This is a genomic window from Plantactinospora sp. WMMC1484 (assembly GCF_049315195.1).
Lineage (GTDB): Bacteria > Actinomycetota > Actinomycetes > Mycobacteriales > Micromonosporaceae > Plantactinospora.
The window spans coordinates 4,587,452-4,606,207 of the sequence record NZ_CP186055.1; the positions used below are offsets into that span (position 1 = coordinate 4,587,452).

At 72.0% G+C, this 18,756-nt stretch carries 17 protein-coding genes; 8 read left to right on the forward strand and 9 right to left on the reverse strand.

Annotated elements, in window-relative coordinates; genetic code table 11:
• The first annotated feature begins 7 nt into the window (after nucleotides 1-7).
• On the forward strand, nucleotides 8-673 hold the full coding sequence (locus ACN28C_RS20155; RefSeq protein ID WP_422769086.1) for a DsbA family oxidoreductase: 666 nt from the start codon (nucleotides 8-10) through the stop codon (nucleotides 671-673).
• A 275-nt stretch (nucleotides 674-948) separates the two neighbouring features.
• Here ACN28C_RS20155 and ACN28C_RS20160 read toward each other — a convergent pair whose 3' ends face one another.
• The 5 genes from ACN28C_RS20160 to ACN28C_RS20180 form a co-directional block, all read right to left on the reverse strand.
• Nucleotides 949-2,529 (reverse strand): PstS family phosphate ABC transporter substrate-binding protein, encoded by a 1,581-nt coding sequence (locus ACN28C_RS20160; protein WP_422769087.1) that lies wholly within the window; start codon nucleotides 2,527-2,529, stop codon nucleotides 949-951.
• Between the two features lie 144 nt (nucleotides 2,530-2,673).
• Nucleotides 2,674-4,731: a VWD domain-containing protein gene (locus tag ACN28C_RS20165; RefSeq protein WP_422769088.1), complete on the reverse strand. Its 2,058-nt coding sequence runs from the start codon at nucleotides 4,729-4,731 to the stop codon at nucleotides 2,674-2,676.
• A gap of 4 nt (nucleotides 4,732-4,735) precedes the next feature.
• Nucleotides 4,736-5,203 carry a hypothetical protein gene (locus ACN28C_RS20170; RefSeq protein WP_422769089.1) on the reverse strand — a complete coding sequence of 156 codons (468 nt, stop codon included), beginning with the start codon at nucleotides 5,201-5,203 and terminating at the stop codon, nucleotides 4,736-4,738.
• Nucleotides 5,204-5,526: 323 nt separating this feature from the next.
• On the reverse strand, nucleotides 5,527-5,751 hold the full coding sequence (locus tag ACN28C_RS20175) for a DUF397 domain-containing protein (RefSeq protein ID WP_422769090.1): 225 nt from the start codon (nucleotides 5,749-5,751) through the stop codon (nucleotides 5,527-5,529).
• The gene (locus tag ACN28C_RS20180; RefSeq protein WP_422769091.1) at nucleotides 5,751-6,617 is read right to left on the reverse strand and encodes a helix-turn-helix domain-containing protein; all 867 of its coding nucleotides are present in this window, start codon (nucleotides 6,615-6,617) and stop codon (nucleotides 5,751-5,753) included. Before ACN28C_RS20180 ends, ACN28C_RS20175 begins: the two co-directional genes overlap by 1 nt.
• A gap of 362 nt (nucleotides 6,618-6,979) precedes the next feature.
• Here ACN28C_RS20180 and ACN28C_RS20185 point away from each other — a divergent pair, with 362 nt between their 5' ends.
• A complete protein-coding gene (locus ACN28C_RS20185; RefSeq protein WP_422769092.1) occupies nucleotides 6,980-7,372 on the forward strand; it encodes a hypothetical protein in 393 nt (130 codons plus the stop codon).
• Between the two features lie 94 nt (nucleotides 7,373-7,466).
• A complete protein-coding gene (locus ACN28C_RS20190) occupies nucleotides 7,467-8,228 on the forward strand; it encodes a GH25 family lysozyme (protein WP_422769093.1) in 762 nt (253 codons plus the stop codon).
• Nucleotides 8,229-8,291: 63 nt separating this feature from the next.
• Here ACN28C_RS20190 and ACN28C_RS20195 read toward each other — a convergent pair whose 3' ends face one another.
• Complete coding sequence (locus tag ACN28C_RS20195) at nucleotides 8,292-8,945, reverse strand: TetR/AcrR family transcriptional regulator C-terminal domain-containing protein (protein WP_422769094.1); 654 nt, start codon at nucleotides 8,943-8,945, stop codon at nucleotides 8,292-8,294.
• A gap of 422 nt (nucleotides 8,946-9,367) precedes the next feature.
• Between ACN28C_RS20195 and fabG the strand changes: the two genes are divergently transcribed.
• From fabG to ACN28C_RS20210, 3 genes are all read left to right on the forward strand, one after another.
• Entirely contained in the window at nucleotides 9,368-10,126 is a 759-nt protein-coding gene (fabG, locus tag ACN28C_RS20200; protein WP_422769095.1) for a 3-oxoacyl-ACP reductase FabG, read from the forward strand.
• A 49-nt stretch (nucleotides 10,127-10,175) separates the two neighbouring features.
• Nucleotides 10,176-10,643 (forward strand): MaoC family dehydratase, encoded by a 468-nt coding sequence (locus ACN28C_RS20205; RefSeq protein ID WP_422769096.1) that lies wholly within the window; start codon nucleotides 10,176-10,178, stop codon nucleotides 10,641-10,643.
• A 69-nt stretch (nucleotides 10,644-10,712) separates the two neighbouring features.
• Nucleotides 10,713-12,068, forward strand: coding sequence for a hypothetical protein (locus tag ACN28C_RS20210; RefSeq protein WP_422769097.1), 1,356 nt, complete (start codon nucleotides 10,713-10,715; stop codon nucleotides 12,066-12,068).
• Here ACN28C_RS20210 and ACN28C_RS20215 read toward each other — a convergent pair.
• Genes ACN28C_RS20215 through ACN28C_RS20225 form a run of 3 tightly spaced genes read right to left on the reverse strand, consistent with a single transcriptional unit; the run spans nucleotide 12,036 to nucleotide 15,704 of the window.
• Complete coding sequence (locus ACN28C_RS20215) at nucleotides 12,036-14,252, reverse strand: xanthine dehydrogenase family protein molybdopterin-binding subunit (protein ID WP_422769098.1); 2,217 nt, start codon at nucleotides 14,250-14,252, stop codon at nucleotides 12,036-12,038. The genes ACN28C_RS20210 and ACN28C_RS20215 overlap by 33 nt on opposite strands.
• A gap of 1 nt (nucleotide 14,253) precedes the next feature.
• Complete coding sequence (locus tag ACN28C_RS20220; RefSeq protein WP_422769099.1) at nucleotides 14,254-15,225, reverse strand: FAD binding domain-containing protein; 972 nt, start codon at nucleotides 15,223-15,225, stop codon at nucleotides 14,254-14,256.
• A complete protein-coding gene (locus ACN28C_RS20225) occupies nucleotides 15,222-15,704 on the reverse strand; it encodes a (2Fe-2S)-binding protein (RefSeq protein ID WP_422774747.1) in 483 nt (160 codons plus the stop codon). The genes ACN28C_RS20220 and ACN28C_RS20225 overlap by 4 nt, the downstream gene beginning before the upstream one ends.
• A 387-nt stretch (nucleotides 15,705-16,091) precedes the next feature.
• Here ACN28C_RS20225 and ACN28C_RS20230 point away from each other — a divergent pair, with 387 nt between their 5' ends.
• Nucleotides 16,092-16,901, forward strand: coding sequence for a hypothetical protein (locus tag ACN28C_RS20230; RefSeq protein ID WP_422769100.1), 810 nt, complete (start codon nucleotides 16,092-16,094; stop codon nucleotides 16,899-16,901).
• 234 nt (nucleotides 16,902-17,135) lie between these two features.
• On the forward strand, nucleotides 17,136-18,710 hold the full coding sequence (locus tag ACN28C_RS20235; RefSeq protein WP_422769101.1) for an alkaline phosphatase D family protein: 1,575 nt from the start codon (nucleotides 17,136-17,138) through the stop codon (nucleotides 18,708-18,710).
• Nucleotides 18,711-18,756 lie beyond the last annotated feature (46 nt).

Here is an 18,756-nt window from a genome sequence, read left to right on the forward strand (position 1 = left end):
AGAGTCAGTGCAACTCGAAGTCTGGTCCGACATCGTCTGCCCGTGGTGCTATCTCGGCAAGCGGCGGTTGGAGGAGGCGCTCGGGCAGTTCGCGCACGCCGACGAGGTGAAGGTGGTCTGGCGGAGCTTCCAGCTCGACCCGTCGTACCCGAAGGGGCAGCCCCGGCCGGTGCCGGAGGCGCTGGCGGAGAAGCTGGGCGCCTCGCCGGCCCGGGTCGCCGCCATGCAGGGGCACGTGACCGCGCTCGCCGCCGAGGTGGGGCTCGACTACCACCTCGACAAGTCGATCATGGCGAACACCTTCGACGCGCACCGGCTCACCCACCTGGCCCGGGAGTACGGGCGCGGCGCCGAACTGCACGAGCGGCTGATGCTGGCCAACCTGGTCGAGGCCGAGAACGTCGACGACGCCGACACCCTGGTCCGGCTCGCCGCCGAGGTCGGAGTGCCGGCCGAGGCGGCCCGCCGGGTGCTGGCCGGCGACGAGTACGCCGCGGACGTCGAGGCGGACATCCGCCAGGCGCGGGCGTTCGGCGCGAACGGTGTCCCGTTCTTCGTCCTCGACCGGCGGTACGGCATCTCCGGCGCGCAGCCGACCGAGGCGTTCCTGGCCGCCCTGAAGCAGGCCCACCAGGACTCGGCGACCGGCGCGGGCACCGCCGCCGCCCGCTGAGGCATCGGTCGCGAGGCTGAGGCATCGGTCGCGCCGGTGCCGGCCGCCGGTCGTGCCGGGCCGGTCGTCGGATGTGGGGCGCCCGGGCGCGACCGCGTCGGCTAGGGTCACCCGGGCGCGACCGCGTCGGCTAGGGTCACCCGGCATGGGCGCGATCAAACCGTGGCACCTGCTGCTGACTCTGTTCTGTTGCCTCGTGCCGCTGGCCGTCGTGGTGGCCGGCGCACTCTGGTATGCGATGCGGCGCCGCTGACCGGCCACGCCGGGGACTCGGCTCAGATCCGCTCCCGGCACAGCTCCCGGTAGGTGGCGGAGTCGCACGGCGGATACCCGGCCTGTTCGAGGAGCCTGGCCGGCGTGGTGCCGGCGGCCGGAACGTCCTCGCTGAGATACGTGACGAACTGCGCCGCCAACGACCGCGTCTCGGCGGGGACGCTGCGGTAGTAGGCGTACTCGACGGTCCAGAACGGATACCGCCGCAGGACCTCCGGGTCGGCGCTCGGGCTGAGCCCGTCCAGCCGCACCTCGAGGACGTCGTCGTCCGCGTTACGGGCCTGCGGGGTGTCGGCGTACCCGATCGCGCCCTCGACCTCGGCGACCCGCTTCAGCAGGTCACCGGTGGTCGTCATCTCGCAGAGGTACGGGTGCGCGGCGCCGGCCGGCGGGTCGCAGTTCGGCGCGGTCAGCGCGGGCTGCGGTCGTGGGACGTCACCGTCGCCCAGCACGTACCGCTCGAAGGCGCCCCGGCTGCCGGACCGGCTGGTCCGGGTGACGAGGACGATCGCGGTGTCGGCGTAGTCGGGGTCGATCTCCCGCCAGTTGCGGTGTTCACCGGCGAAGATGCTCCGGATCTGGTCCCGGGAGAGCGCGACCGGCCCGGTCGCACCGCCCCGGACCGCCGCGTTGACCACGACGCTGAACGGCACGATCGCCACCGCCCGCTCGCGGAGTCCCTTCCGCTGCTCCTCGCCGAGCCGACCGTCGTGCAGCGCGATGTCCGGCGAGCCGGCCCGGCTGACCCGCCGTATCCCGTCGCCGCTGTCCACGAAGTCGGGTTTCAGCCGCGCGCCGGCCTCCGCGCAGAAGGTGTTGTACGAGTCGATGGCCGGGATCGCGGCGCTGCGGAAGGCACTCGACCCGACCACCTCGGCGGTGCCCTCGACGCAGGTCGGATCTCCCGGCTTGGTCGGGCGCAGGTCGGCGGTCTGGGCCAGGATCACCATGATCAGTGCCCCGGCGGCCAGCGAGGCGACCCCGGCGGTGCCGATCCGCCACCGCCAGATCCGGCTGCGCTGGTCCTGCACCCGGGCGTTGACGATGTCGCCGCCCCGGAGCAGGCCGCCGACCTTGACGGTGTCGTCGTCGGGGTGGCCGGAGAGCAGCACCAGCAGCTTGAAGCGGTATTTCGCGTTGAAGTGGGCGCGGGGGAGGAGCAGGCTCGTCCCTTCCGGGCCGACCTCGGGGACGAAGACCTCCTCCAGGTCCGCCGGGTGTCCGTCCGTGACGTCGATGAGCTGGACTCTCCGGCGGCCGAAGCTGATGTGTATCGGACGCTGGTAGTCGAATTCCCTGATGTCCCGGCTGCCGGCGTTGGTGATCCGGATGACGGCCATCGAGGGCTCCTCGATGACCGTGCCGTCCTCCCGGTCGCGCAGCTCGATCAGGCGCCCGGTCTCCGGCGGGCCGAGCGGAGAGTTGAACAGAACGTTGTAGGACACCGCCTTCCGTCTCGCCCGGCGGTCGCGTGCCTCCTTGTAGAGGCCCCAGCCGACGCTGGCCGCCAGAAGCAATATCAGACTCAGCGCCGAGCCCTGGCCCAGCAGGGCTTCCAGCGCTGCATCCCTGACCCCGGTCATCCGTGCAGGACCCTTTCCGCCGGCCTGGTGGCGAATCCACTGGTCGAGCAGGCCATTGTCAGGCTATGGATGCGGGTCCACTGTGAACGCGGAGTAGAGGTTTGCTGAATTCGAGGTGCGGGGCCCCGGGTGCAGAGTCACGTGTCAGTCGGCAACGGTTGTCCGGAACGAATAGTTGCCGGTAGCGGCCCTGTCGGACCAGACGACGAGCAGGTAGCGCTTACCCGGTCGCAGCGTCACCAGATCGATGTCCCAGCAGAGATTGGCCGGCGTGTAGACATGCGGCGTGGGCGAGTCTTCGACCACGCCGACGGTGAAGTCACATCCGCTGGTCTCGGTGAGCCGCAGCCGGCCCTGCCGGGTGGCCTCGAACGCATGGAGGACGACCCGTCCGGGAACGTCGAGACTTCCGGTGACCTTTCCGAGGGTGGTCGGGATCCGTCGCTCCTTGGCGGTCACCAGTCGGAACCCGTAGTCACCGGTGTCACCGTTCGTGCGGTCGACCGTCAGCGTGTATGAGGCCCCTGGCCGCACCCTGAACTGATGGGTGCTGGTGACCGTGAAGCCGGGCGAGCCGGAAGCGTCCGGTCCGTGCAGTGTGATCCGCAGGGACGCGGCACCGGAGCGGCCCGGATCGCCCGTGACGTCGAGCAGCCGCAACACGGTGGCGTCGCCGGTCTCCAACCGGAACGTGTCGACCTCACCGGCCGCGCTGATCGAGTCGCGCACGACGCCTCCGTCGCGGAGCGTCCCACCGGGGCTGGTGGGTCCCGGCTGCCGCGCAGCCGCGCCGTTGTGTCGTTGCGCCCTCGCGGCGTCGAGGGCGAACGCCGGCTGCCCGGTCAGGCCCACGTCGAGGACGCAGTCGTCGAGCGTCCGCGGATCGGTGACCCCGGCCTGGCGGCAGAGGAGTTCGGCCGTGGATCGGTTGGGCAGGTCAGCGACGGTGATCGGTTTGGTCGGGAACCTGCGGTCAATGAACGTCGCGGTATCCTGGCCGGGCTCGTAGTCGAACAGCGACCGGTCGGGCGCGATCCGCCAACTGTCGGCGTAGCCGGGGTAGAGGGCCGAGAACGGCGGCGGCTGTGCGAGCGGGCCACCTCCGTGCACCACGAGGTCGTCGGCCGGGTCCCCGTCGTGGTCGCCGAGCAGACCTGTCATGGTCGCGCTTCGCGCCGAGGGGACGCCGACATCGATGCTCAGGCCCCAGGGCCCGATCGGCACGACGTGCAGGACGGACCGGTCGGGCCAGGTCACCAGGATCGTGCCCTCGGGGTCCACGGCGAGGGTGCCGCCCTTCGGCAGCCGGGAACTGCCCGGGACCGCCGGTCTCCCGGCCCCGTTGACCCGCAGCGACGGCCCGTCCGGGCCGGTGTGGACGCCGACCCGGTCGCCGGCGACGTTCGCCACCACGGCCGAGTTGACCGAGGCGACCGTGCTGCCCGGGAACATCGTCTGGCGCACCTGCACTTCCAGGTCGCCGCCTGCCGAGCGGGCGAGCACGAACTCGCCCGCGGCCTGGAAGTCGTACCGCAGGCCGTCGAAGGTCGTGAGGTGCGGATCGCCGTTGCTGCTGGCACAGCGATAGTTGGCACCCACGGCCGACACCGAGCAGCCACCGCGCGGCCTGTCGGGGCGGGGCGGGGCGCAGTCCTTGCCGTCACTGGGCAACTCGTAGCCGCTGTAGCTGGTCCGCAGCGGCAGGCCGACGGCCTGGCGGTAGGCGTTCTCCGCCACCACCGCGTGCACCTCTGCCGGGTCCGCCGGGCTGGCCGGCGTGCCGTCGCTGGCAAGGCAGAACTGACCACGGTCGACGCCGTTGGCGAAGTCGGCCGCGTGCGCCATCTCGTGGGCGAGCGTGGCGCACTGGTCCTCGGTGAATTCGGGCCCGCCCTCGGAGGGAAACTTCCGTCCGTCGTTCCCCGGGACCCAGTTGATCTGCACGTCGCTGCCGGGCAGGTAGGTCGTGGTGGAGGACTCCTTGTCCAGGATCGGGTGCCTGATCCTTATCTTCTTGCCCGACTGTTCCAGTTCCTTGAGTATGTCGTCGGTGCCGGAGCCACGCATCTGCCCGACGCAGCCGGCGTAGGCCGCCTGCACTGCGGGATCCACGACGATCACCGCCAGCGCGGGCGACGCGGCGAGGAGCACGATGACGCCCGCCAGCGCCAGCCCCTTCACCGCGGTCGTGAAGCGTCCCATCTCGTCACCCGGCCCGCACGCTGAACGTGGCCGTTGCCTGTTCCATGGCGGCCGCGCAGGTGTCCGGGGGCACCCCGGGCAGCGGCGGTCGCAGGTATCCCACCGTGATCTGGTAGCTGCCCGGCTCCGTGACCGGCCACCAGGTGACGAGGGCGCCACCGCGCCCGTCCGTGGCGGTGGTGGCCAGGGCGGGCCCGGTCGGGGTATCGGGGTCGCTCGGCAACGCGAGGTCCAGCGACCCGCCGGGCGGCACCGAGACGAGGTTCTCGACCAGGTACGCGGGAAAGCTCCGGTAGTGGCGTGCCGCGCCAATGCTGGGCTGCACCGCGGCACCGTCGCGGGTCAGCGAGAGGAGCGTCACCGCTCCGGCCGGGACGCGGCTCAACATGCACGCCGAGCCGTGGGTGTTGGTCCGTCGAAGGTGCACGGTGACGGTTTCGCCTACCCGGTATTCCTGATTCGACATCGTCACGGCGAGTCCCGCCGGGCCCACGCCGGTCGGTCCTGGTGCCGGTCTTTTCGATCTGCACGCCGTGGCAGGTGTGAGCAGCAGGACAAGGCAGACGGCTATTGTCCGACCGACCGGGGACGTTGCACCCAACCTCATGCGTCCGCACCTCCCATCGCCCAGGTGTGACCGCAGTGCTGTGCCGGAGCAGAGGATCGTTGCCGGCCCAAGTATGCGAACGCACCGGTCGGCGGCCAATGGGATTTCGGCGGAGTGTCCTGATCCCGACTCTGGTTCGCTTTTCGCTGGCGACGGTCGGGCGGTGCTCGGGTAGGGCGGTGCTCGGGTCAGGTAATCGGGGGGAAGTCGAACTCGCCGTCCCTGGCGCCGGCCAGGAAGGCGTCCCACTCCTCGCGGGTGTAGACGATCACCGCCGCGTCCGGGGCCTTGCTGTGCCGGACGGCGATCCGGCCGGAGCCGTCCAGCACCGGGCCGGCCTCCACACAGCTTCCGCCGTTGCTGTTGCTCTTCGTGCTGATGTGCCAGGCAACCGCCGGCAGGGACTCGTGCATCACAGCTCCTCCGCGATCGTCGTGATCAGCCTCGCCGACCCGGCCGGGTCGACCGCCATCTGCTGCAATCGAGCGTACGCCTCCGCGTAGCGCTTCGACTTCGGTGCCTCCATGAAGAGCCGGCCGCCGAGCGTTTCGGCGTAGGCCACCTCGGGATAGGGCTTCGGCATCCTGAACAGGACGAACGAGCCGTCGAGGCCGGGGTGCAGGCCGACGGTGGCGGGCAGCACCCGGACGGTCACGTTGGGCCGGCGGAGCAACTCGCCGAGATGCTTCAGTTGGCCGCGCATCAGCGCCGGGCCGCCGACCGGGCGGCGCAGCACGCTCTCGTCCAGCACCGCCGAGACGGTCACCCCGAACTCCGGCTCCAACACCCGCTGCCGGTCCAACCGCAACTGCATCCACTTGCCCACCGAGAAGGGGGTGGCACGCTCTCCCTCGGCATTGCGGATCACCGCCTCGGCGTATTCCGGGGTCTGCATCAGGCCCGGCATCAGCATCGCGTCGAACGAGCAGATCTGCTCGGCCCGGGTCTCCAGCCAGGGAAAGTCGATGAAGGACGAGTCGACGATCTCGGCGTAGTCGTCGTCCCACCGGTCGGTCCGCCAGGCGTCCTCGGCGAGCCGGAGAAAATGCGCCCGGGTACGCGGATCGTGCTCGCCGTAGAGGTCGAGCAGCGAGACGACGACGTCGCGCCGGAACGGCCACTCGGCCCGTTCCCAGCGGGCCACCGAGGAGAAGTCCCGTTCCAGGAACTCGGCGGCCCGCTTCAACGTGAAGCCGCGCCGCTCGCGCAACTGGCGCATCTGCTGCCCGAGCCACTGGGCGCGCAGGGTCTGCACGAAGGATTCATTTCTCGCCGGCATGATCCACCTTTCGGACGCGATCGGCCACAGCCGGGAAGCGATCGGCCACAGCCGGGAATTGGTGTCTCTTGCACCAAGCCCGGAGCCGCTGGAAACGTGACTCGACGCTGGCTCCGAACTGACGTGCCGAAATACCTATCACGGAAGGGTGTGCCCCCGCGACCCCGCACATTACTCAAACCGATCGTCCGCCCCACTCCGGACAGCCCTGGTGCCGTACCCGCCGAATGAGGCTGCGGTGTCAGGGCGGGGCGACCCGGCCCGGCTCGGCAATCGGGCCGGGTCGCCCCTTCCAGCACGCGCGGGTTCGCGCATCCACCACCGGGCCGATCTCCGCGAGTCTTCCAAGAGAGGAATATGACGTGAGCCGAGTACGCCGACTGCGAACCACAATCGGAAATCCCGTTCCCCGGTGGCGGCGGACGCCGCCGAACCAGATCGCGGCGCGGGTCTTCGCCCCACTTCCCGGTGCGGCCGTGGCGGCGCCGGTCGGGCGGGACGCGCCGGCTCCCCGGTACGTCATCCATCTCCCGGCGACCAGCGCCGATCTGGCCGGGGCGGTCGATCTGGCGTACGCGCTGGTCCGGTCGCTCGGCTTCCTGTCCGAGATCGACGGTGGCCAGACGACGGTCTCCCTGGAGGACGCTCCCCAGGTGCGGCACCGGGTCTGCTGCGACCGGCTGATGCCCGGTGCGCTCCGCTGTCTGCTGCGGGCCGACCATGCCGAGCCCTGCACCGCCGAGCCATCCGACTGAATCCGGAAATTAACTACGTAGACTCTTGTGATCAAAGGTAAAAATCTTCAACCATGTGTGTCGATACCCTCCAACCCCCCCATCGGGAGGATCGATGCGTACCACCGCATCCCGGACCCGGCTCCGGACCTGGCGCTCTCCGCGGCGCCTGCTCAGCTCCATGCTCGCCGTCACCACCCTGGTCGGGGCCGCGCTCGCGGCCACGGCCGCCCCCGCCCAGGCGGCGACCACCCCCGGCATCGACGTCTCGCACTACCAGGGCGCGATCAACTGGACCAGCGTGCGCAACGCCGGCATCCAGTGGGCCTACATCAAGGCCACCGAGGGGACGACCTTCAAGGACTCGCGGTTCAACACCAACTACCCGGCCGCGCACGGTGCCGGGGTGATCCGCGGCGCCTACCACTTCGCCCGCCCCGCCGCCTCCAGCGGTGCCGCCCAGGCCAACTACTTCGCCAGCAACGGTGGCGCCTGGTCGGCCGACAACCTCACCCTGCCCGGCGCACTCGACCTGGAGGCCGGCTGCCACGGTCTCTCCCAGAGCGCCATGGTCGCCTGGATCCGCGACTTCCTCAACACCTACCGGTCGCGCACCGGCCGGCACGCCGTCATCTACACCACGACGAGCTGGTGGACGAGCTGCACCGGCAACTACTCCGGCTTCGCCAGCACCAGTCCGCTGTGGATCGCCCGCTGGGCGAGCGCGCCCGGCGCCCTTCCCGCCGGTTGGGGCTTCTACACGATGTGGCAGTACACCTCGACCGGCAGCGTGTCGGGAATCTCCGGCGCGGTGGACCGCGACTGGTTCAACGGCACCCGGGCCCGGCTGCTGGCACTGGCCAACAACACCGCCTGAGGAGGCGGATGACCGGGGTCCCCGGCGGCGGCAACGCGCCGGCCGCCCGCACGGGGACCCCGGTCAGTCGGCCGGCAGTGGCGGCAGCGGGCCGACGATCCGCTCGTAGGTGCCGGCCAGCCCGTCGATCAGGGCGTCCAGGCCGAGCGCGAAGGCAGCCTCGTCGACGCTGCGCCGATGCTCGGCGATCCGGTGCGCCTGGTCGCGGTGGGGATAGCCGGCGGCGTACACCTGCGGGTCCTCGACGAACCCCCGGGCGAACGAGCCGAGCGCCGAGCCGGTCACGAAATAGCGCATCAGTGCTCCGATGTGGGTGGCTCGGGCCGGCGGCCAGCCGGCCTTCACCAGCCCGCCGTAGACGGCGTCCGCCATCGCCAGTGCCGCCGGCCGGCGCCCCGGCCCCTGCGCGAGGTACGGCACGATGTTGGCGTGCGCGGCCAGGGCCTGCCGGTAGGAGTGCCCCCAGAGCCGCAGCGCGTCCCGCCAGTCGTGGCTGGCGAAGAACGAGACGTCGACCTCGGCCGTGATGGCGTCGGCCACCGCGTCGAGGATCTCGTCCTTGGTGGCGAAGTGGTTGTAGAGCGACGGCCCGCGCACCCCGAGCACGGTCGCCAGCCGCCGGGTGGAGAGCGCCGCCAGCCCTTCGGCGTCGACGAGCGCGGTGGCGGCGTCGACGATCCGCTGCCGGTTCAGCAGAGGCTGGCGAGGTCGAGGCATGCTCCTCCGCTCGCCCTCCCGCTCGGCTGCTGTCTGCCCGGCTGCTGTCTGCCCGGCTGCTGTCCGCTCGGCTGCTGTCCGCTCGGCTGCTGTCCGCTCGGCTGCTGTCCGCTCGGCTGCCGTTGCCGCTTCCGCCTAGGCGGTCGACGCCGTGTCGACGCCGCGTCCGCTCAGTGTCGCTGCCACCCTGCCTCGCTGCGCCCCTCGGGCGCCGCCCTTCTCCACCCCGCTGTGGTCTGCGCGACGGGCGGCCGGATCCCCGTCCCCGTCCCCGCCGCATAGTGGCGCGCAAAAACTTCCGACGCTAGTTTAGCGGCACCGGCCAGCCCAGGTTGCTAGCCGGAGTTGTTAAGCGGGGGCCCTTCCTCTACAAAAAGCGATAAGCGGGGGCCCTTCCTTTCACCGAGAGCGAGGAGTGGGACGTGGGAAGATTCGCCGACCGGGTCGCCGTGGTCACCGGGGCGGCCCAGGGGATCGGGGCGGCGACCGCGCGCCGGCTGGCCGCCGAGGGGGCGGCGGTGGCCGTCGTCGACCTGGCGGGTGAGCGGGCACGGCAGGTCGCCGACGAGATTGTCCGGGCCGGCGGAAAGGCCACCGGGCACGGCTGCGACGTCACCGACGGCGCGGCGGTGTCGGCCACCTTCGACGAGGTCACCCGCGCCCACGGGCGGCTCGACGTGCTGGTCAACAACGCCGGGATCACCCGGGACAATCTGCTGTTCAAGATGCCGGCCGACGAGTGGGACGCGGTGATCACCACCAACCTGACCAGCATGTTCCACTGCTGCCAGGCGGCGCAGCGGCACATGGTCCCGGCGAAGTACGGCAGAATCGTCAACCTGAGCAGCCGGTCGGCGCTGGGCAACCGGGGCCAGGTCAACTACGCGGCGGCAAAGGCCGGGGTGCAGGGGCTGACCGCCACCCTGGCGATCGAGCTCGGCCCGTTCAACATCACCGTGAACGCGGTCGCTCCCGGCTACATCGCCACCGCGATGACCGCCGCCACCGCCGAGCGGGTCGGCGCCAGCCCCGAGGAGCACCAGAGAGGCGTCGCCGGGCAGACGCCGCTGCGCCGGGTCGGCCAGCCTGAGGAGATCGCCTCGGTGATAGCCTTCCTGGCCAGCGACGACGCCTCTTATGTCAGTGGCCAGACGCTCTACGTCAACGGCGGGGCGCGCTAATGAGCACGCCGCCTGCCGGTGTGGCCCAGGACTCCTGGCTGGTCATGGCATGAGGGCGTACGCCTCGATCGCCGAACTCGCCGAGGCGGTCGGCGAACGGCTCGGTCCCGGCCCGTGGCACCGGATCGAGCAGGATCGGGTCGACGCGTTTGCCGACGCGACCGGCGACCACCAGTGGATCCACGTCGACCCGGAGCGTGCCGCCACCGGCCCGTACGGCGGCACCGTGGCGCACGGCTTCCTCACCGTCTCGCTGTTGCCGGTGCTGATGCGCGATCTCTACCGGGTGCAGGGGGTCCGGATGGTGATCAACTATGGGCTGAACCGGGTCCGGTTTCCGGCGCCGCTGCGTACCGGGGAGGCGGTCCGGCTCAGCGCGGAACTCCTCCAGGTGGACCCGGTGCCCGGCGGCGCACAGGTGGTCATCCGCGCCACTGTCGAGCCGGAGCGGGGCGGCAAGCCGTGCTGCGTCGCCGAGACCGTCAGCCGGCTCTACGCCGAGGAAGGGCCCGGCTGAGTCGTCGGGCCGAGGCGGGACCCGGAGCTGTCGACGGTCCGTATTGACAGACGACCTAGCCTCGGCAGGGTGGGCGGAACCAGCACGGTGGGCCGGATGGCGTCGCGCTGGTCGTACCTCTTCCTCGCCGTCGTGGTCACCGCCGCCGCGCTGTCCGGCGGTCTCCGGCTGGTCGTGCCCGCCGCCGCCGGTCCGACGGCCGACCCGCCGGGAGTACGTCGCCAGCTCGCCTTCCTGCGTGCGCAGCTCGACGACGGCGCCGGTACGGCGGCGCAGCAGATCTTCCCCGAGGGTTACTTCTTCCTGCACGTTCTCTACGGCCTGAGCTGGGTCGACCTCGGCCTGCGAGCAGCCGAGGAGGAGCGGGGAACCGCCCTGCGGGAGGCCCGTTGGGCGCTCGACCGGCTCGACTCCCCGGCCGGCCGCGAGCCGTTCAGTCCCGAGCTTGCCCCGGCATACGGGGTCTTCTACCGGGGCTGGACGAACTGGTTGCGCGGCGGGATGCTGAGCCTGCACACGGCGCGGGCGCGGGATCCGGCCGAGCTGACCCGGTTCGCCGAGGACTCCGCCGCCCTGGCTGCCGCGTTCGACGCGGCCGGCTCACCCTACCTGCCGGCGTACCCCGGCCAGGCGTGGCCGGTGGACTCGACCGTGGCGATCGCGTCGCTGCGGCTGCACGACACGCTGCTCCCCGCCCGCTTCGACGGCACGGTCGACCGGTGGCTCTCCGGGGTACGCCAGCGACTCGATCCGGAGACCGGGCTGCTGCCGCACCGGGTCGACCCGGTGCGCGGAGCACCGGTCGACGGGGCGCGGGGCAGCTCGCAGAGCATGATCCTGCGGTTTCTGGTCGACGTCGATCCGGCCTTCGCCCGCGCGCAGTATCTCGGGTTCCGGGAGCGGTTCGTGGCCACACCGCTCGGGCTCGGGCCGGCCGTCCGGGAGTACCCGGCCGGCACCTCCGGCCCGGGGGACGTCGACTCCGGCCCGCTGCTGCTCGGGATCAGCCTCTCGGCGACCGTGGTGACGCTCGGCGCGGCCCAGGTGCAGGGGGATGCCGCGCTCGCCGGAGCGCTGGCGAACTACGGCGAGCTGGCCGGTGTGCCGGTGACAACCCCGTGGAGCAAGCGGTACGCCCTCGGCGCCGTGCCGATCGGCGACGCCTTCCTCGCCTGGTCAAAGGCGGCCCGGCCATGGGTGGCGGAGCAGGTTGCCGACCAGCCGCCGTCGATCTCCCGGTGGTGGCGGTTGCCGCTGCTATCCCTGCTGGTGCTGCTCGGCGCCGCCCCCTGGCTGCCTCTCCTGCTCGCCCGGCACCGGCACCGCACCGGCACCGGCACCGGCACTGGCGCCGGCGCTGGCCCGGGGCCTGGTGGCAACCGGGTTCCGCCCTCAGTCGAGCAGCCTGTCCAGAGTGATGGGTAGCTCGCGGATGCGCCGCCCGGTGGCGTTGTAGACGGCGTTGCCGATCGCGGCGGCGACCCCGACCGTGCCGAGTTCGCCGATCCCCCGGGCCCCCAGCGGGTTGAACAGCAGGTCGGGCTCGTTGAGAAAGTGCACGTCGACCGGGGGGACGTCGGCGTTGACCGGCAGCAGATAGTCGGCGAAGGTGCCGTTGGCGATCCGGCCGCTCTCCGGTTCGACCACGGCGCCCTCCAGCAGCGCGTGGCCGATGCCGAAGACGACGGCGCCGATGATCTGGCTGCGGGCGGTCTTGGCGTTGATGATCGTGCCGCCGTCGACGACGGTGGTGATCCGGGAGAGCCGGGGCTCCCCGGTCCAGCGGTTGACCCGTACCTCGCAGAAGTGGGCGCCGAACGAGGTGAAGGCGTGCTGCCCGTGCTCCGGGCCGGGCGCGGAGCTGCCGGTCGCCTCGACACCCTCCGAGCCGACGGTGCGGAGCAGGTCGCCGAAGGCGACCCGCCGGTCGGGGGCGACCAACTCGCCGCGCTCGTACCGGACGTCGCCGGCCGGTACGCCGTACAGTGGTGAGCGTTCGTCCGTCACCGCCAGCGTGATCAGCTCGGTCGTCGCCGCCTCGGCGGCCGCCGTCACCGCCGGCCCGGTGCTCGCGGTGGAGGCCGAGCCGAAGGAGCCGATGTTGGCGGCCAGGGTGGAGTCGCCGAGCTCGCTGCGGATCCGGGCGACCGGCAGGCCGAGCGCCTCCGCGCCGAGCACCGCCAGCACGGTCCACATCCCGGTGCCGAGGTCCGCGGTGGCGCTGGAGACCGTGACGTCCCCGTCGGCCCGGAACCGCACCTGCACCGAGGCCGGGAAGCGTTCGCCCGGATAGTTCGCGGTCGCCATCCCCATCCCGACCAGCCACTCGCCGCGTACGACGGCGCCGGGCACCGGGTTGCGGCGGGCCCAGCCGAACCGCTCCGCACCGATCCGGTAGCACCGGTCCAGGTGCTTGCTCGACCACGGCACGTTCCGGCCCGGATAGACCGTGGCGTAGTTGCGTAGCCGCAGCTCGACCGGGTCCATCCGTAGCTCGGTGGCGAGCTCGTCGAGCGCGCTCTCCAGGGCGAACGAGCCGGACTCCTGACCGGGCGCCCGCATCCAGGTCGGCGGCGGCACGTCCAGCGTGACGATCTTCTGGTCGAGGTGCAGGTTCTCGGTCCGGTAGAGATACCGCGAGGTGGTGTGCGCCGAGCTCTCGAAGATGCCGCCCGAGGCGGACTGGCTCGACCAGACCTGGTGCTTGACCGCGACCAGGGTGCCGTCCCGGCGGGCGCCGAGGGTGACCGTCTGGCGTACCGCCGAGCGGTTGCCGGTGATCGTGAAGGTCTGCTCGCGGGTCAGCACCACCTTGACCGGCCGGCCCAGCGCCCGTGCCGCCGCCGCGGCGAGCAGCGGATGCGCCCAGGTGGCGACCTTGTTGCCGAAGCCGCCGCCGACGTGCGGGCTGACCACCCGGACCTGCGCGGTGCCGACCCCGAGCGCCGCCGCCATCGCGCCGACGGTGAGCGACGCGCTCTGCGTGCCGGTGTGCAGGGTGAGGGCCCCGTCCTGCCAGGTGGCCACGCAGGCGTGCGGCTCCATGGCGCTGTGGTGCTTGCCCGGCTGCCCGTAGCTGCCGGAGACGGTCACCTCGCTCGCCGCCAGCGCCTCGTCGATCGAGCCGACGCCGTCGGCCAGGAACTCCAGCCGCGCCGGCTCGCCGATGATCGGGCCCGGATCGGTCGCCCCCGGGATGCCGTCCGGAAAGGAGACCGCCGCCGGGCGCGTCTCGTAGTCGGCCCGGACCAGTGCGGCGGCGTCCCGGGCCTGCTCGAACGTCTCCGCCACGACCAGCCCGATCGCCTGGCCGTGGTAGTGCACCTCCGCGTCCTGCAACGGCAGCCAACTGTGCCCGACGCTGAACGGGGTGCCGGAGCCGAGCAGCTCCAGCGGGCGGAACGGCGTGTAGACGGCGAGCACGCCGGGGCTGGCCTCGGCGGCGGTGACGTCGAGGGCCCGGATGCTGCCCCGGGCGACCGTGCTGAGCAGCAGGTAGCCGTGCGCGATCCCCTCGGCCGGCTGGTCGGCGGCGTACCGGGCGGCGCCGGTGACCTTGAGCCGGCCGTCGACCCGGTTGACCGAGACCGTCCGTGCGGTGGAGTCCATCTCAACCCGCCAGGTTCGTCAGGGCGCGCACGATGGTGCGCCGGACCAGCGTCGTCTTGAACCGGTTGTGCGTCAGCGGCCGGGCGCCGTCGACCGCGCGTTCGGCCGCCGCCTCGAAGACCTCCGGCCGGGCCGCCCGGCCGCGCAGCGCCTCCTCCACCGCCGGCAGCCGCCAGGGCCGGGTGCCGACGCCGCCGACCGCCACCCGTACGTCCCGGATCGTGCCGCCGCGCAGGTCGAGCGCGACGGCGGCCGAGGCGAGGGCGAACTCGTAGGACTGCCGGTCGCGGATCTTCAGGTACGCCGACCGGCCGGCCCAGGGCAGCGCCGGCACGGTGACCCGGGTGACCAGTTCACCGGGGCGCAGGTCGTGTTCGCGTTCCGGGGTGTCGCCGGGCAGCAGGTAGAAGTCGGCGAGCCGGACCTCCCGGCTCCCGCCCCGGCCGGTCAGCCCGACCCGGGCGTCCAGCGCGACCAGGGCCACCGCCAGGTCGCTGGGATGGGTGGCGACACAGGCGTCGCTGGTGCCGAGGATGGCGTGGCCCCGGTTCTCGCCCTCCACCGCCGGGCAGCCGGAGCCGGGCTCACGCTTGTTGCAGCCGGTGCCGGTGTCCCGGAAGTATCCACAGCGGACCCGTTGCAGCAGGTTGCCGCCGATGCTCGCCATGTTGCGCAGTTGCGGCGACGCGCTGCGCAGCAGCGCCTCGGCGATCACCGGATAGCCCGTGGTGACCAGCGGGTGCCCGGCGACGTCGCTCATCCGCTCCAGCGCCCCGATCTGCAGCCCGGCCCGGTCGGCGGAGACGCCGCGCAGCGGCAGCCGGTTGATGTCCAGCACCCGACGCGGCGTCATCACCTCCAGCTTCATCAGGTCCACCAGCGTCGTCCCGCCGGCCAGGTACGCCGTGCCGGCGCCGCCATCGGCGAGGGCCTGCGGCACGCTCTGCGCGGCGGCGTAGTCGAAGGGCCTCATCGCGCCGCCCCGCCGCGCCGGGCCGTCCGGACGGCGGCCACGATGTTCTCGTACGCCCCGCAGCGGCAGATGTTGCCGGACATCTGCTCCCGGATCTCGTCGTCCGAGCCGGTGCGCCCCTCCTGGAGGAGCGCCACCGCCGACATGATCTGGCCGGAGGTGCAGAATCCGCACTGGAAGGCGTCGCAGTCGAGGAATGCCTGCTGCACCGGGTGCAGCCGGTCGCCGTCGGCGAGCCCTTCCACGGTGCCGACCCGGCGACCGGCTGCGGAGGCCACCAGGGTCAGGCAGGAGAGCACCCGCCGCCCGTCGACGTGCACGGTGCAGGCACCGCACTGTCCCCGGTCGCAGCCCTTCTTGGTGCCGGTCAGGGCGAGCCGCTCGCGGAGGGCGTCCAGCAGGGTCACCCGGGAGTCGACAAGCAGCCGTTCGGTGCGGCCGTTGACCACCAGCCCGATCTCGACCTGCCCCGCGCCGATTGCCTCGGGCGCCGGTGCCGCTGTCGCCGGCTCGGCCACTCCGGTGTCGGTCGCCGTGCCGGCCACCGTGCCGACGGCGAGTCCGGCGGAGGCGGCCGCGCTTCCGCGCAGCACCCCGCGCCGGGACATCCCGGGCGGTGGACGGTCGACAGGGGGCGTGTCCGATCCGGATCCACTGCTCATGACAGACCTCCGCCAGGTGCCGCCGGCGGCTGCGGGCGCGTACGGGGGTACGCGTGGTGCGGGTGGGGCACCGGAGCACGACCGGGTTTCCCAGTAAATCAAAGAAGATCTTCGATGTCGACTGTCGGTGTCGCTTCGGTGCCGGATGCGTCACGAGCCGGGGCGACTGGCGTCATCCATCGATATCTGTCATGCTCTTGCGCCATGGCTCGCCTGACGAAGCGGTACCCTCTGATCCTGCTCACCGCCGCCGCGGTGCTCGCGAGTGGAGGTGCCGCGCAGGCAGGCGCCGGCCCGGCCGGGCACGGCGGCACGGGGCACGGCGCCGCGTGCGGACCGCGCACGCTGCTGTTCTGCGAGGACTTCGAGCGGCTGCCCACCGGCGGTGCCGCCTCGCTGGCCTGGGGCATCGACACCGAGCATGGGACCCTGACCGTCGAGCGGCACCGGCGCGACAAGGTGTTGCGGGTGCACACCGAGGGGAACGGCCGGGCCTTCCTCAAGGTGGACGACTTCGCCGCACCGGGTAACAGCTTCTACGGCCGGATCCGGTTGAGGGTGGACGCCTTCCCGACCGCCCCCGACTGGGCACACTTCACCCTGGTCGAGGCGACCGGCCCGGGTAGCGCCGAGATCGTCCGACCGATCGGCGGCCAGTGGGCGCCACCGCTCGGCGGGTCGTACTGGGGTGTCGGCGCCGACGGCGGCCCGACCGGCGACTGGACCAACTGGCGCGAGTCCGCGCCCACCGTCGAGGACCGCTGGCAGTGCGTCGAGTGGCAGTGGGACGCCGCCGACAACCGCGTCGCGGTCTGGATCGACGGTGTCGCACAGCCGGAGATGACGGTCACCACCACCGAGCACGGCGGCAACCCGGTCGACTTCGTGCTGCCCCGCGCCGACACGGTGAAGATCGGCTGGCAGCTCTACCAGGGCGGCCCGACCCCCGACCACTTCGACCTCTGGCTCGACGACATCGCACTCGGCCCCGACCGGGTCGGCTGCGCTCGCTGAACCGCCCGGCCGTCCCGGCCCCGCCCGCACCGACGAATGTGTCAGTCGGGCGGCCGGATGCCGGCTGGTCGCCCGGTGCGGGTGGAGCAATCATGATCGTTTAGCTGGCTGGTTGATGTGCCGTGGTCACTTCGCCACCCTCCCGTCACCTTGATGACGAGCATCAGTGGAGTCGGTTTGCCGCGCGCGGGTCACACGCGCCGCTGGCAATGGTGGGGCCACTGGAGAGGGCGGATGATGCGGCAACTGGATCGGCGCGGGTTTCTGGGGCTGGCCGGAGCGGCGGGAGTCGGCGCGACGATCGCGGGCTTCTCGGCCTCGGCGGCGTGGGGCACGCCGAGATTCCCGGAGGACCCGTTCACCCTCGGTGTGGCCTCCGGCGACCCGCTTCCCGACGGGGTGGTGCTCTGGACCAGGCTCGCGCCCGACCCGCTCGCCGTGGACGGTCTCGGCGGGATGCCAAGCAGGGTCGTGCCGGTGTTCTGGGAGGTGGCCGAGGACGAGCGGTTCCGCCGGGTCGTCCGCCGGGGCGTCGAGCGGGCCACCCCGGAACTGGGGCACTCGGTGCACGCCGAGGTGACCCGCCTGCGTCCCGGCCGGGAGTACTTCTACCGGTTCCGGTCCGGTGGTGAGATCAGCCCGGTCGGCCGGACCCGTACCGCCCCGGCGGCCTGGGACCGGCCGGCGCGGTTGAGCTTCGCCTTCGCCTCCTGCCAGAACTACCCCGCCGGCTACTTCACCCCCTACCAGCACATGGTCCAGGAGGACCTCGACCTGGTGGTCTTCCTCGGTGACTACATCTACGAGGGCTCGGCACAGGGGACGATCGGCCGGGGACACCTGCCGGCAGCCGAGATCTTCTCACTGAGCGACTACCGGATCCGGCACGCGCAGCACAAGGCAGATCCGGACCTGCAGGCCGCGCACGCGGCGTTCCCGTGGATCGTCACCTGGGACGACCACGAGGTGGAGAACAACTACGCCGACGAGATCTCCGAGGACCCCGCCCAGTCGGCCGAGATGTTCCGGCTGCGCCGGGCCGCCGCGTACCTGGCGTACTACGAGCACATGCCGCTGCGGCGCAGCGCCATGCCCAAGGGACCGGACATGCGGATCCACCGCCGGGTCACGTACGGGCGGCTGGCCGAGTTCAACGTGCTGGACGGCCGCCAGTACCGCGACGACCAGGTCTGCGGCGACGGCCCCTCCGCACCCTGCCCCGAGTCGGCCGACCCGGAGCGGTCGATGCTCGGTCACGCACAGGAACGTTGGCTGCTCGACGGCCTCGCCGACTCCCGCTCGACCTGGAACGTCATCGCCCAGCAGACGGTGATGGCACAGACCGACCGGGACCCCGGTCCGGGCAAGCTGCTCTCGATGGACAACTGGAACGGCTACGAGCCCGCCCGGCAGCGACTCTTCGACGGGGTGCTCCGGCGCCGGGTCGACAACTTCGTGGTGATCACCGGGGACGCCCACCGCAGCATGGTGGCGGACCTCAAGCAGGACTTCGACGACCCGGAGTCCCGCACCGTCGGCACCGAGTTCCTCGGTACCTCGATCGCCTCCGGCGGGGACGGCGCCGACCTGGACGACACCGGCCGGGACTGGCTGGCCAACAACCCGCACATCCGCTTCTACAACCAGCGGCGCGGTTACGTGCGCTGCACCCTGGACCGGGACGAGTGGCGCACAGACTACCGGGTGGTGCCGTACGTGACGCGGCCGGACGCTCCGGTGTCGACCCAGGCCAGCTTCGTGGTGGAGTCCGGACGTCCGGGCGTACAGGTGGAGACGGGCCGGTCGTAGCGGCAGGCGTCGGCGTAGAAGCGCTGGATGCCACGCTTGCGGGCCT

What these genes read in the sequence shown, in the direction of transcription:
- ACN28C_RS20160 (WP_422769087.1), bottom strand. Translation starts at nt 2,529, where the DNA reads ATGACCGGGGTCAGGGATGCAGCGCTGGAAGCCCTGCTGGGCCAGGGC.
- ACN28C_RS20165 (WP_422769088.1), bottom strand. Translation starts at nt 4,731, where the DNA reads ATGGGACGCTTCACGACCGCGGTGAAGGGGCTGGCGCTGGCGGGCGTC.
- ACN28C_RS20175 (WP_422769090.1), bottom strand. Translation starts at nt 5,751, where the DNA reads ATGCACGAGTCCCTGCCGGCGGTTGCCTGGCACATCAGCACGAAGAGC.
- ACN28C_RS20180 (WP_422769091.1), bottom strand. Translation starts at nt 6,617, where the DNA reads ATGCCGGCGAGAAATGAATCCTTCGTGCAGACCCTGCGCGCCCAGTGG.
- ACN28C_RS20190 (WP_422769093.1), top strand. Translation starts at nt 7,467, where the DNA reads ATGCGTACCACCGCATCCCGGACCCGGCTCCGGACCTGGCGCTCTCCG.
- ACN28C_RS20195 (WP_422769094.1), bottom strand. Translation starts at nt 8,945, where the DNA reads ATGCCTCGACCTCGCCAGCCTCTGCTGAACCGGCAGCGGATCGTCGAC.
- ACN28C_RS20205 (WP_422769096.1), top strand. Translation starts at nt 10,176, where the DNA reads ATGAGGGCGTACGCCTCGATCGCCGAACTCGCCGAGGCGGTCGGCGAA.
- ACN28C_RS20215 (WP_422769098.1), bottom strand. Translation starts at nt 14,252, where the DNA reads ATGGACTCCACCGCACGGACGGTCTCGGTCAACCGGGTCGACGGCCGG.
- ACN28C_RS20220 (WP_422769099.1), bottom strand. Translation starts at nt 15,225, where the DNA reads ATGAGGCCCTTCGACTACGCCGCCGCGCAGAGCGTGCCGCAGGCCCTC.
- ACN28C_RS20230 (WP_422769100.1), top strand. Translation starts at nt 16,092, where the DNA reads ATGGCTCGCCTGACGAAGCGGTACCCTCTGATCCTGCTCACCGCCGCC.
- ACN28C_RS20235 (WP_422769101.1), top strand. Translation starts at nt 17,136, where the DNA reads ATGATGCGGCAACTGGATCGGCGCGGGTTTCTGGGGCTGGCCGGAGCG.